The organism is uncultured Limnohabitans sp. (genome assembly GCF_937889215.1).
GTDB lineage: Bacteria > Pseudomonadota > Gammaproteobacteria > Burkholderiales > Burkholderiaceae_C > Limnohabitans_A.
Genome location: NZ_CALBEX010000094.1, coordinates 1 through 11,137, shown reverse-complemented (window position 1 = coordinate 11,137; position 11,137 = coordinate 1). Strand labels below are relative to the sequence as shown.

Below are 11,137 nucleotides of genomic sequence, written 5' to 3'. Positions count from 1 at the left end.
GATTGCGCAGCTTCAACTGAAGTATGTGGTCATCACCAGCGTGGACCGCGACGATTTGCGCGACGGCGGCGCTGGGCACTTTGTGGAATGCATCCGCAAAACCCGTGAGCTCTCGCCGACCACCCAGATCGAAGTGCTGGTGCCCGACTTCCGGGGCCGCGACGACCGCGCCCTGGAAATTTTGAAAGCCGCGCCGCCCGACGTGATGAACCACAACATGGAAACCGTGCCACGCCTTTACAAAGAAGCGCGTCCCGGTTCGGACTACCAGTTCTCGCTGAACCTGCTGAAAAAATTCAAGGCGCTGTTCCCGAATGTGCCGACCAAGAGCGGCCTGATGGTCGGCCTGGGCGAGACCGACGAAGAAATCCTGGACGTCATGCGCGACATGCGTGCGCACAACATCGAGATGCTGACCATTGGCCAGTACCTGGCCCCCAGCAACAGCCACCTGCCGGTGCGCCGCTACGTGCACCCCGACACCTTCAAGATGTTCGAGACCAAAGCCTACGAAATGGGGTTCAGCCACGCCGCAGTGGGGGCCATGGTGCGCTCCAGTTACCACGCCGACCAGCAGGCCCATTCGGCGCAAATCAACTTGAGCGAAAAAGCTTGAGCTCACTGGCCAGCAACCTCCCCACTGCCCCACAACCCTTCACCCCTCAACCTTAAAGTTGCACACCATGTCCGATTCAACCCCTTACACACCGCCGAAAATCTGGACCTGGGAAAAGGCCAATGGCGGGCAATTTGCCAACATCAACCGCCCGATCTCGGGCCCCACACACGAGCAGGAACTGCCGCGAGGCAAACATCCGTTGCAGTTGTATTCTTTGGGCACACCCAACGGCGTCAAAGTCACGGTCATGCTCGAAGAGTTGCTGGCCTTGGGGCACACGGGCGCCGAATACGATGCTTGGCTGATCCGCATCCACGAAGGCCAACAGTTCAGCAGCGGCTTTGTGGGCGTGAACCCCAACTCCAAGATCCCGGCCTTGCTGGATTGCAGCGGTGAACAGCCCGTGCGGGTGTTCGAGTCGGGCGCGATCTTGCTTTACTTGGCTGAGAAGTTTGGCGTGCTGGTGCCCACCGACCCCACGCGACGTGCCGAATGCCTGTCTTGGCTGTTTTGGCAAATGGGCAGCGCCCCCTATTTGGGCGGTGGTTTCGGACACTTTTATGCCTATGCCCCGGTCAAGATCGAATACGCCATCGACCGCTTTGCCATGGAGGTCAAGCGCGAGATGGATGTGCTGGACCGCCGCCTGGCCGAACACCGTTTCATCGCAGGCGACGACTACACGATCGCCGACATCGCCATCTGGCCTTGGTATGGCGCTTTGGCCAAAGGTCTGCTCTACGAGGCGGGTGAGTTCTTGCAGGTGCAGGAATACACCCATGTGCAGCGCTGGGCCAATGAGCTCGCACAACGCCCAGCCGTACAACGTGGACGCATGGTCAACCGGGTGATGGGCGCACCCGAGTCCCAGCTGCACGAACGCCACGACGCGAGCGATTTCGACACCCGTACGCAAGACAAACTCAAGCCAACATAAGTGACGTGCCCGGTGGTGGCCCGCCGCGACGGGCTCAAGGGTTCATGAACGCCGCCGGGTCATCGCTGTCCAACACCTGCACGGCCCATGGGACGAGCTTGGTGGCGTCCGAACGCAAAACTTGGTGCTTGACCGCCAGGATTTGCGAGGGGTGCATGGAAAAGCTGCGCAGACCCAGTCCCAGCAGCAAACGGGTCATGGCCACATCGCCCGCCATCTCGCCGCACACCGACACACCCTTGCCTTGGCGCTGACACTCGGCGATGGTGTCGGCAATCAGGCGCAACACCGCAGGGTGCAGCGGGTCGTACAAATGGGCCACCGATTCATCGGCCCGGTCAATCGCCAAGGTGTACTGGATCAGGTCGTTGGTACCTATCGACACAAAATCAAAGTGCCGCAGGAAGAGCCGCAGTGACAAGGCTGCCGCCGGAATTTCAATCATCGCACCCAGACGCACCGGACCATGGGCTGCGCCGCGACGGTCCAGCTCCTGACGGGCCTGCGCGATCAAGGCCAAGGTTTGGCGGATCTCGCTGGCATGCGCCAGCATGGGGATCAGCAAATGAACTTGCCCGTGCGCCGCCGCCCGCAAAATGGCGCGCAGCTGTGTCAGGAACATGGCCGGATCGGCCAGGCACCAACGGATGGCACGCAGACCCAGCGCCGGGTTCAGGTGCGAGGCTTCGTGGCGGCTTTCCTCGAGCGGTTTGTCAGCCCCCACGTCCACCGTGCGGATGGTCACGGGCAAACCGTTCATGCCATCCACCGCACGACGGTAGGCCTGGTACTGCTCTTCTTCATCGGGCAGATGGCCTTGGCGGCCCATGAACAGGAATTCGCTGCGAAACAAACCCACACCGACAGCACCGGCCGTGAGGGCTGCTGCGGTGTCTTCGGGCATCTCGATGTTGGCTAGCAGCTCGATTTTTTGACCGTCGAGTGTGACAGACGGCGTGTGGCGCAAGCGCGCCAAGCGCTCGCGCTCCAGATCGCCCTGGCGCTGCTTGAAGCCGTAATCGGCCAGGATGATGGGCGAGGGGTCCACGATGACCACGCCCGCATCGCCATCAATGATGACCCAATCGTCTTGCTTGACCAGCTGGCTGGCGGTGCGCGCGCCCACCACCGCCGGAATGTCCAGACTGCGCGCTACGATGGCGGTGTGCGAGGTTTTGCCGCCCACATCGGTCACAAAGCCGGTGAACACGCTTTGTTTGAACTGCAGCATGTCGGCGGGAGACAGGTCGTGCGCCACCAGCACCAAGGGCACATCGGTGTCGCCCAATTGCAGTTCTTGCTGGGGCCGCTGGGGCCGTTTGGCTTGCGCCACCAAGGGGCCCGTGCCTTTCAGGCAGTGCAGCACCCGCTCGCCCACTTGCTCCATGTCGGCTTTGCGTTCACGCAGGTAGGGGTCTTCCATCTCCTCGAACTGGCGCACGATGATGTCGAGCTGATTGGTCAAGGCCCACTCGGCGTTGTACAGGCGAGTCTTGATCCAGTGCACCACGCCAGACGTCAACTCTTCGTCTTGCAACAACATCAGGTGCACGTCCAGCAGAGCCACCAGTTCGTGTGGGGCGTCCTTGGGCATGCCTTTTTGCAAGCGCTGTAGCTCGTCGACCACCGCATCGCGGGCCACGCGCAAGCGCTGGATTTCGGCGTTCACCTGCTCCGGCTGAACAAAGTAATGCCCCACATCGACCCGGCTGGAGGCCACCAAAACGGCTCGCCCAATGGCAATGCCGCGCGCCACCGCCAAGCCATGGATGCTGATGGCCATGGCTTATTCGCCTTCGCCAAATTTATCGTTGATCAAGGTCAGCACCGCGGCCAGCGCTTCATCTTCACGCTCACCGTCGGTGTCAATCAGCACCTCGCTACCCAGCCCGGCGGCGAGCATCATCACACCCATGATGCTTTTCGCATTGATGCGGCGCTCGCCTTTGCTCATCCATACCTCACACGGGAAACCTCCGGCCAACTTGGTCAGTTTGGCCGAGGCACGGGCATGCAGGCCCAATTTATTGCTGATGGTCACGGTGGCTTGGGGCATGTCTCTGTCCAGTTTGATTTTGGGGTGCGGTGCTGCCCACAGGCATCACGCCTTGGGTCCCGCCTGCGTGGGCGCGTGCGGCCAAGGTTTCCAGGCTTTCATGTCGGTAACACACGCTGCGCAGCAGCATGGGCAAATTGGCGCCTGCCACCAGGCGCGTGTGAACCCCATCGCCCAGCTGCTGGGCCACGTTGCAAGGTGTGGCGCCAAACACGTCACTGAGCAGCAACACATCGGTCGTGCCCAGAGCGGCCATGGCTTCGCGCGCTCGGGCCAAGCTGTCTTCAGTGGGAGACTCGGGCAACACGTCCAGCGCCAGCACACCGCTGGCGCAATCTGGAAAAACGTGCAGGGCGCATTCGCGCAGAGCGGTGGCCAGCGGCGCGTGGGCGATGATGAGGATGCCAATCATAGGATTTTGATTATCGGCTCTCGGCTGGTTTTTTCAGCATAAAAAACGCCCATGAAGCCACCGATGTGACGCCAAAACAGGCCAGCGCCGCTTGGTAGGCCTGCGCATTGCCCAAGCCCAGACCGCGCCCAGCATCGACCAGCAAGCCGATGCCCCACTGCACCACAAAAATGCCTGCAAAAATCACCAAGTTGTAGGCCGACAGGGCTCGCCCGGCCAAGTGCGAGGGGAAAGCCATGCCCACAGCAGGCTGGGCCAGCGCCACGAAAGTGCTGGTCATGCAAAGCAAGGCCACCCCCACAGCAGCCGCAGCCCCCACGCCCGGCCCCACCCACACCAGCGCACCAATAACCCCAAAACTCCAAGGCAAGCCCCAGGCGATCAGGCGCTCGACCGGGATGCCTCTGTGCGCCAATCGCGGCGTGATCAAGCCCCACAACCAAAAGGTCACCAGCATGGCCAGATTGATCAAGAACAGTCCGGATGCGGCCTCTGCCGCTGTCCAGCCCGCCACCTGCGTCATCCAAGGGCCAGCCCACAAAGTTTGGATGGCCACCATGCCGCCGTAACTGAAAAAGCCGATCGGCGTCATGCGCCAAAAATAAGCGCTGCGCCAGATTTCGCGGTAACTGCCATCGTCGTCGGTCGGTGTCTGCGGCATATCGGCAGTGGGTGTCGCCTTTTGCCATACTGGCACCAACAAGGTGATCAAGAGCATGGCGATGGCAATCATCACGCCCAACATGACGAACAAGGCTCGCCAGCCAAACAGGGGCATAAGCCATTGCACGGGCAAGGTCGCGGCCAACATGCCCAAGGAGCCCGTCATCAGCATCCACGAGTTGGTGCGCAGTTGGGTGCTGGCGTCAAACCAACGCCGGTAACCCGTGAGTGGGGCCATCAAACAAGCACTCACACCCATGCCGCACAGCACCCGTGCGGCCAACAGGCCATGAAAACTGTCGGCCCAAGAGAACGCCATGCAACCCAACACGGCAAAACTCAAAAAGGCCAGGATGATTTTTTTGGGTCCGTGCTTGTCCAGCAAACGTCCCAAAGGCAACTGGGTGAGCGAAAAGCCCAAAAAATAACCGCCCGCCAGCAAACCCAGATCTTGTGCGTTCAGTTGAAACTCGGCGGTCAAGGTTGGCGACAAAGTGGCTGTGATGGCCCGCACCAAGGCTGAGAAAAAATACGCCAAAGCAAATGCCAAAAACACCACCACCGCCATGCGACGCGGCAAGTGATCGGGATGGGCCAAACCGCCCGTTTTTATCGTATCGGCGCTCATGGGTTGATGCTTTCGAACAAGGTATTGGCCAACTGGTGTGAGCGCTTTGGTTCATACACCACGGCATGGACCAGCCGCACTTGCTCGCCTTGGGCCAAAGCCCCCCAAACAGCGTCCATGTCCACCGGCTCACCATTGACGCGCTGACCCGGTGCCTGCACCCTGACCGACGAGGGCAGGGGAATTTGTCCAGGACGGTGCCAAACCTGCTGCTGCCCGGCTGCCAAAGGCTGGGCCACGCGTGCGTTGGCCAATGTGGCTTTTTGCCAACCCGTCATGACCGCACCGATGTCGGTCCCTGCAGGCAAGGCTGCGGTCATCACGGCCACCATGGCGGTGCCGCTTTCGCAGCCCACCACTTGCAAATCCACGGTCACGCCACCCAAGGGCACGCTGCGGGTGGTGCGGTCGGGTTTGCAAGGCAGCTGGGCTTTGAGCGTCAGGCCCTCAAAGCCCACATCTCGCCAGTTCTCGGCAGGGCTGCAAGCGCTCAAAATCAGGGCCAATAAGAGGCTGGGCCCGAGGGCCTTGGAATGGGTTCGCATGGGGTGATTATCCTGATCAGCGCACGCGTCGTATTTTGGCGACAATATCGCCATGAATTCACTCGACGGCATTCGCGTTCTCGACCTCTCCCGCGTTTTAGCGGGCCCTTGGTGCACCCAAACCCTGGCCGATTTGGGGGCCGATGTCATCAAGATCGAGCGCCCCGGCTCTGGCGACGACACCCGCACTTGGGGGCCACCTTTTTTGAAAGATGCCCAAGGCCAGGACACGGCCGAGGCCGCCTACTATCTGGGCGCGAACCGCAACAAGCGATCCGTGACTTGTGACATCGCCCAACCCGAAGGCCAATCCCTGATCAAAGAACTGGTCCGGCACTGCGATGTGTTTGTGGAGAATTTCAAGGTCGGCGACATGGCCAGATACGGCTTGGATTACGCCAGCCTCAGCGCCCTGAACCCCAAGCTGGTCTATTGCAGCGTGACCGGCTTTGGCCAGACTGGCCCTTACCGCGAACGGGCGGGCTACGACTATGCTGTGCAAGGCATCGGCGGCCTCATGAGCGTGACCGGTGAACGTGACGACTTGGGCGGCGGCCCCCAAAAAGTGGGCGTGGCCGTGGCCGACCTGTTCACCGGCATGTACGCCACCGTCGCGATCTTGGCGTCACTGCGCCATGTCGAACGCACCGGCCAAGGCCAACAGGTGGACATGGCCTTGCTCGACACGCAAGTCGCCATGCTCGCCAATTTGGGGTCGAATTACCTCGTCAGTGGCAAAGTGCCGGGTCGCGCTGGCAACGCGCACCAAAACATCGTGCCCTACCAGGTGTTTGAAACTGCGCCTCCCGCCGGGTCGTCTCCCGGCAGCCGCGACCACCTGATTTTGGCGGTGGGCAACGACGGGCAGTTTGCCAAGTTCTGCGCTGTGGCCGGCTGCCCCGAGCTGGCGCAGGACCCGCGCTACGCTCAAAACACCCAACGCGTCCGACACCGCGACACCCTGGTGCCTCTTCTGGAGGGCATCCTGAAAACACGCACCAAGGCCGACTGGTTGGCTGCCCTGGAAGCCGCCAAAGTGCCTTGTGGCGCGATCAACACCTTGAGCGAGGTTTTTGTGGACCCCCAAATTCAGGCCCGTGGCATGGTGCAAGATTGGCAACACCCAGTCAAACCCGACCTGAAACTGGTGGCCAGCCCCATGAAGCTCAGTCGCACCCCAGTTCGCCAAGATTTCCCGCCCCCCATGTTGGGCCAGCACACCGCCGAGGTCTTGTCGGAAGTGCTGGGCTGGTCCGCCGAACAACTGGGGCCATTGCGTGGCAAAGGGGTGATTTGATGGCCAATTTCTTGCTGGTACATGGGGCTTGGCATGGCGCTTGGTGCTGGCAGCGCGTGTTGCCCAGGCTGATGGGCGCCGGTCACCGCGCCCACGCAGTGACCCTGACCGGTGTAGGCGAGCGTGCCCACCTGCTGCACCCGGGCATTGACCTTGAAACCCACATCACCGACGTGACGGCGGCCATGGATGCCGAAGAAATGGACGAGGTGGTGCTGGTGGTGCACTCGTATGCCGGCATGCTGGGCACCGCGGTGGCCGACCGCAGGGCCGAGCGGCTGTGCCATCTGGTGTATCTGGATGCGGTGCTGCCCAAGCCGGGTGAGAGCTGGAGCAGTACCCATGCCAGCGCCACGCGGCAAGCGCGCATCGACGCTGCTCAAGCCCACCCTTTGCACGCTTTTCCCGCGCCGGACCCGGCTGTTTTTGGATTGAGCGATGCCGACCATGCGTGGGTACAAAGGCGTCAGACCCCTCACCCAGGCGGGCCTTACAGCCATGCGCTCGACTTCGACCCACAGCGCGTCGCCAGCGTACCGCGGTCATTCATCAACTGCACAACGCCTGCGCTGGGCACCATCGATGTGAGTCGCCAGCGCATGCGCGACCCGAAGTTCTGGGACGGCGCTTGGCTGCCCGGCTCACAAGTGATCGACATGCCCACCGGCCACGACCCCATGGTCAGCGACCCAGAGGGTTTGGTCCAGCACCTGTTGTCCTTGCTTTAAGACTTCTCGGTTCTGTGGCTTTGGGCTGTGTTGTTCACCGCAAGGCGCCAAACACCTTGCTGAGCAAGGCACTGCCTGCTTGGGCCGGGTTTTGGCGGATTTTCTTTTCCTCTTCGCCAATCATGTAATACAAACCGTCCAGTGTTTTCGCTGTGACATGGCTCTCCAATTGGGCGTCGTCCTTGGACAGCAAGCCCATGCCTGACAACTTGCCCGCCACCGCATTGAATTGCGCCACCACGCCCAGTTGCCCCATCACCTGTTTGACTTGGGGCATGAACTCGGCACTCAAGGAGGTTCGCGTCTTGTTCACAAAAAACTGCGTGACCGCCGTGTCGCCTCCTTGCAAAATGCCTTTGGCGTCTTGCACCGACATGGTTTGAATCGATTGCATCAAGGCCTTTTGTGCCAAAGGCACAGCTTGTTCGGCGGCGCGGTTCATCTGCAAGGTCAAGGCATCGAGTTGCTTGCCCATGCCTAGCATCTTGAGCATTTTTGTCCCTTTGCTCAAAGTGTCTGGCAAGCCAATGCGCACGTTGTCATTGCCCATGAAGCCGTCTTGCACGCCCAGCAAACCGATCGCTGCGCGCGCGCCTTTTTCAAGGGCCAGCTTCAGGCCTTGTGAAGCGTCCCCTGTACTCAGATTCGCCAAATTGGAGGCATGGGCGGGCACAAGGACCAAAATGCCCGAGGTCATGACGAACGTATTAAACTTTCTACGATGAATATGCACCTGAATTCTCCTTGGCGTTTGCAACCTCTCGGCCGCCGTTTGTGGAAGGGGGCTGCTGCGCTCGGCCTGTCCATGCTCCTTTGGGGCTGTGCAGGTGAGCGGGCCCCCGAATCTTCCTTCGTTTTGCTCGACGGCACGACAGTGACCTCCAAGCAATTGCAAGGAAAAGTATCTTTGGTCAATTTTTGGGCCACCAGTTGCACCTCTTGCGTGGCCGAGATGCCCGAGTTGATCACCACTTATCAAAAGTTCAAGGACCGTGGCTACGAGACGGTGGCGGTTGCCATGAGTTACGACCCCCCCAGCTATGTGGTGAACTTTGCCCAGACACGCCAGTTGCCGTTCAAGGTGGCCATTGACAATACCGGCGTCGTAGCGCGCGATTGGGGCGATGTGAAACTCACCCCCACCACTTTTTTGGTTAACAAGCGCGGTGTGATCGTCAAGCGCTTTGTGGGCACGCCTGACTTTGCCGAACTTCACCAGTTGATCGACAAATTACTGCGTGAAATTTGAGTCACACCGGGGTAACCCCGCGTTCTCGCGCAGTGTGGTCAAACCGGCTTGACTGGGTTATTTCTGCCGGAAGCTGTCGTGACAGGTCTTGCAGGATGCCGCTGCCGGTCCAAACGCGGCTTTCAAAGCATCGATGTTGCCGGCCTTCGCTGCGGTATTGAGCTTCATGACTGCGGCTTGCATGTTGTCTGCCGCTTCTTTGTACTTGGCCGATTCTTGCCAGATTTCGGGCTTGGCTCGGGTCTCACCCTTGTCTGTGCCTTCGCCAAAGGCCGCCCATGGCAGTTTGGACATCTCAGCCACAATATCGGCGTTTTCTGAGGCCAATTTGGCATCAAAGGGGATGCGGCCATTGGCCATGGCACCCAAACGTCCAAAATGCGCTGCCATCACCGTGAAGCTGGCTTTGCGGTACTTGATGGCATCTTCTGCTTTAGCAAATTGGGCCTGTGCGGGGATCGCCATTGCCAGTGCCATGCAGGCACCGATCATGCTGATTGTTTTTTTCATGTTGACTCCATTTGTTTGAAATGCGTTAAAAAGACATATCCTCACCTCAGTTTCTCACAACTTCACCCATTCCATACTTCTTAACGTTTCATGTTCACAGTCCGTATCTGGGATTTACCCACGCGCTTGTTCCATTGGGCTTTGGCCTTGTGTGTCATCGGCTTGTTGATCACCGGCAACATTGGCGGTGACGCGATGCTTTGGCACTTTCGTCTAGGGTATGCCGTCTTGTCACTGGTCCTCTTCCGCCTTGTATGGGGGCTCGTCGGCGGCCATTGGTCTCGCTGGGCCCAGCTGTCTTTGCAGCCTGCGCTGGTTTGGGCTTACCTGAAGGGGCGGCCCCCTTCGGCATCTGTTGCGGGTCACAACCCCATGGGCTCTTGGGCCATTGTGGCCATGCTGTCTTTTTTGATCTTCCAGGTGGCCACGGGCCTGGTCAGTGACGATGAAATTGCCTACAGCGGGCCACTGACCGCCATGGTGCCGGGTCAGTGGGTTTCATGGGCCACCAGTTGGCACACCCACTGGGGCAAATTGACCATCCTTTTTTTGGTTGCTCTCCATGTGTTGGCACTGGTCTGGTACCGTTTTGCCAAGCGAATTTCGCTTGTTCCTGCCATGGTCCACGGTAACAAGCAGCTCGCGGCCCTTGCCGTGTCTTCGCATGACCACTGGTCCACGCGCTTGATCGCGTTGCTGATTTTGGTGATGGCGTCCTGTGGCGTTTATGCACTGCTTGGCTGGGGTTCTTGATTCGCGCTTGTATACTGAAAACTTGATTTTTGGATGCCACCTTGCCCAAGACCTCTCCTCAACCCACGGTCGTGCTTCGATGCCCTACGAGTGATTTCGAGTGGACCCAGACGCGCACCATCTTTGTCGAATATGCGTCTTCTCTGAAGGTAGATCTGTGCTTTCAGGATTTTGATCGAGAGCTCGCGAATTTACCGGGCGAATACACTGAGCCTCGCGGCTGCCTTTTGCTGGCATGGACGAATGATTCGTTGGCCGGTTGTTGCGCACTTCGGCCCTTGGACAGTTGTGACTACGCCAATGCAGCGGAGATGAAACGTTTGTACGTTCGCCCTGAATACCGTGGCCTGGGCATTGGCAGGCTACTCACCGAGGGCATACTGGAATCCGCCCAGCGTGCTGCTTACAGCTGTGTTTTGTTGGACACGCTCGATGACATGGAGGCCGCTCGCGCCCTCTACGAGGATCTGGGTTTTGCCGAGATCCCCCCTTATTATCACAACCCGTACGCAGGTTCACACTACCTGAAGGTCGACATCGCCTGAAGGTTCATGCCCCATTAAAAAAGGGGCCTCTCGGCTCCTTTTTTTCCATCACGGTCAAATTCAACTTTTTGCTTGCGCCAGCAAAGTGGCGGCATCGCTGACTTCGAACTTGCCAGGACCTTCGACGTTCAAGGCGGTCACGGTGCCGTCTTTCACCAACATGGAATAGCGGTTGCTGCGCAGGCCCATGCCGCG

14 protein-coding genes and 1 pseudogene are annotated in these 11,137 nt (G+C 59.7%); 7 read left to right on the top strand and 8 right to left on the bottom strand.

The features are described 5' to 3' along the window. Together Q0341_RS02330 and yghU are read left to right on the top strand one after the other, a co-directional pair. A partial coding sequence (locus Q0341_RS02330) for a lipoyl synthase (RefSeq protein ID WP_299510280.1) occupies window positions 1-616 on the top strand: 616 nt, incomplete at its 5' end. Window positions 617-683: 67 nt separating this feature from the next. After that, the gene (yghU, locus tag Q0341_RS02325; protein WP_299510278.1) at window positions 684-1,556 is read left to right on the top strand and encodes a glutathione-dependent disulfide-bond oxidoreductase; all 873 of its coding nucleotides are present in this window, start codon (window positions 684-686) and stop codon (window positions 1,554-1,556) included. Window positions 1,557-1,590: 34 nt separating this feature from the next. Here yghU and ptsP read toward each other — a convergent pair whose 3' ends face one another. The 5 genes from ptsP to Q0341_RS02300 are packed head-to-tail and all read right to left on the bottom strand — an operon-like array spanning window position 1,591 to window position 5,860. Beyond that, window positions 1,591-3,339 (bottom strand): phosphoenolpyruvate--protein phosphotransferase, encoded by a 1,749-nt coding sequence (ptsP, locus tag Q0341_RS02320; protein WP_299510276.1) that lies wholly within the window; start codon window positions 3,337-3,339, stop codon window positions 1,591-1,593. Window positions 3,340-3,342: 3 nt separating this feature from the next. Further along, window positions 3,343-3,612 carry an HPr family phosphocarrier protein gene (locus Q0341_RS02315; protein WP_299510274.1) on the bottom strand — a complete coding sequence of 90 codons (270 nt, stop codon included), beginning with the start codon at window positions 3,610-3,612 and terminating at the stop codon, window positions 3,343-3,345. Then, entirely contained in the window at window positions 3,581-4,024 is a 444-nt protein-coding gene (locus Q0341_RS02310; RefSeq protein WP_299510272.1) for a PTS fructose transporter subunit IIA, read from the bottom strand. The genes Q0341_RS02315 and Q0341_RS02310 overlap by 32 nt, the downstream gene beginning before the upstream one ends. A gap of 10 nt (window positions 4,025-4,034) precedes the next feature. After that, window positions 4,035-5,315 carry an MFS transporter gene (locus Q0341_RS02305; RefSeq protein ID WP_299510270.1) on the bottom strand — a complete coding sequence of 427 codons (1,281 nt, stop codon included), beginning with the start codon at window positions 5,313-5,315 and terminating at the stop codon, window positions 4,035-4,037. Beyond that, the gene (locus Q0341_RS02300) at window positions 5,312-5,860 is read right to left on the bottom strand and encodes a hypothetical protein (protein WP_299510268.1); all 549 of its coding nucleotides are present in this window, start codon (window positions 5,858-5,860) and stop codon (window positions 5,312-5,314) included. Before Q0341_RS02300 ends, Q0341_RS02305 begins: the two co-directional genes overlap by 4 nt. 52 nt (window positions 5,861-5,912) lie before the next feature. Here Q0341_RS02300 and Q0341_RS02295 point away from each other — a divergent pair, with 52 nt between their 5' ends. Beyond that, window positions 5,913-7,157, top strand: a complete 1,245-nt coding sequence (locus Q0341_RS02295; protein WP_299510267.1) for a CaiB/BaiF CoA-transferase family protein — start codon at window positions 5,913-5,915, stop codon at window positions 7,155-7,157. Continuing rightward, the gene (locus Q0341_RS02290) at window positions 7,157-7,885 is read left to right on the top strand and encodes an alpha/beta hydrolase (protein WP_299510264.1); all 729 of its coding nucleotides are present in this window, start codon (window positions 7,157-7,159) and stop codon (window positions 7,883-7,885) included. Before Q0341_RS02295 ends, Q0341_RS02290 begins: the two co-directional genes overlap by 1 nt. Window positions 7,886-7,919: 34 nt before the next feature. Here Q0341_RS02290 and Q0341_RS02285 read toward each other — a convergent pair whose 3' ends face one another. Continuing rightward, window positions 7,920-8,582, bottom strand: coding sequence for a DUF4197 domain-containing protein (locus tag Q0341_RS02285; RefSeq protein WP_299510262.1), 663 nt, complete (start codon window positions 8,580-8,582; stop codon window positions 7,920-7,922). Between the two features lie 108 nt (window positions 8,583-8,690). Here Q0341_RS02285 and Q0341_RS02280 point away from each other — a divergent pair, with 108 nt between their 5' ends. Further along, window positions 8,691-9,134 (top strand): TlpA disulfide reductase family protein, encoded by a 444-nt coding sequence (locus Q0341_RS02280; protein WP_299510283.1) that lies wholly within the window; start codon window positions 8,691-8,693, stop codon window positions 9,132-9,134. Between the two features lie 57 nt (window positions 9,135-9,191). Here Q0341_RS02280 and Q0341_RS02275 read toward each other — a convergent pair whose 3' ends face one another. Beyond that, on the bottom strand, window positions 9,192-9,644 hold the full coding sequence (locus Q0341_RS02275) for a cytochrome c (RefSeq protein ID WP_299510260.1): 453 nt from the start codon (window positions 9,642-9,644) through the stop codon (window positions 9,192-9,194). 90 nt (window positions 9,645-9,734) lie between these two features. Between Q0341_RS02275 and Q0341_RS02270 the strand changes: the two genes are divergently transcribed. Together Q0341_RS02270 and Q0341_RS02265 are read left to right on the top strand one after the other, a co-directional pair. After that, window positions 9,735-10,397: a cytochrome b/b6 domain-containing protein gene (locus Q0341_RS02270; RefSeq protein WP_299510258.1), complete on the top strand. Its 663-nt coding sequence runs from the start codon at window positions 9,735-9,737 to the stop codon at window positions 10,395-10,397. Between the two features lie 71 nt (window positions 10,398-10,468). Continuing rightward, window positions 10,469-10,942 (top strand): GNAT family N-acetyltransferase, encoded by a 474-nt coding sequence (locus Q0341_RS02265; protein ID WP_299510281.1) that lies wholly within the window; start codon window positions 10,469-10,471, stop codon window positions 10,940-10,942. Window positions 10,943-11,002: 60 nt separating this feature from the next. On the opposite strand, the pseudogene Q0341_RS02260 reads toward Q0341_RS02265, so the two are convergent. Further along, a pseudogene (locus tag Q0341_RS02260) lies at window positions 11,003-11,137 on the bottom strand (peroxiredoxin); the annotation flags it as partial.

Excerpts from the sequence above, each read along its gene's own strand:
- Q0341_RS02275 (WP_299510260.1), bottom strand. The coding sequence starts at position 9,644 with ATGAAAAAAACAATCAGCATGATCGGTGCCTGCATGGCACTGGCAATG.
- Q0341_RS02280 (WP_299510283.1), top strand. The coding sequence starts at position 8,691 with ATGCTCCTTTGGGGCTGTGCAGGTGAGCGGGCCCCCGAATCTTCCTTC.
- Q0341_RS02305 (WP_299510270.1), bottom strand. The coding sequence starts at position 5,315 with ATGAGCGCCGATACGATAAAAACGGGCGGTTTGGCCCATCCCGATCAC.
- Q0341_RS02270 (WP_299510258.1), top strand. The coding sequence starts at position 9,735 with ATGTTCACAGTCCGTATCTGGGATTTACCCACGCGCTTGTTCCATTGG.
- Q0341_RS02300 (WP_299510268.1), bottom strand. The coding sequence starts at position 5,860 with ATGCGAACCCATTCCAAGGCCCTCGGGCCCAGCCTCTTATTGGCCCTG.
- Q0341_RS02315 (WP_299510274.1), bottom strand. The coding sequence starts at position 3,612 with ATGCCCCAAGCCACCGTGACCATCAGCAATAAATTGGGCCTGCATGCC.
- ptsP (WP_299510276.1), bottom strand. The coding sequence starts at position 3,339 with ATGGCCATCAGCATCCATGGCTTGGCGGTGGCGCGCGGCATTGCCATT.
- Q0341_RS02295 (WP_299510267.1), top strand. The coding sequence starts at position 5,913 with ATGAATTCACTCGACGGCATTCGCGTTCTCGACCTCTCCCGCGTTTTA.
- Q0341_RS02290 (WP_299510264.1), top strand. The coding sequence starts at position 7,157 with ATGGCCAATTTCTTGCTGGTACATGGGGCTTGGCATGGCGCTTGGTGC.
- Q0341_RS02285 (WP_299510262.1), bottom strand. The coding sequence starts at position 8,582 with ATGACCTCGGGCATTTTGGTCCTTGTGCCCGCCCATGCCTCCAATTTG.
- yghU (WP_299510278.1), top strand. The coding sequence starts at position 684 with ATGTCCGATTCAACCCCTTACACACCGCCGAAAATCTGGACCTGGGAA.
- Q0341_RS02310 (WP_299510272.1), bottom strand. The coding sequence starts at position 4,024 with ATGATTGGCATCCTCATCATCGCCCACGCGCCGCTGGCCACCGCTCTG.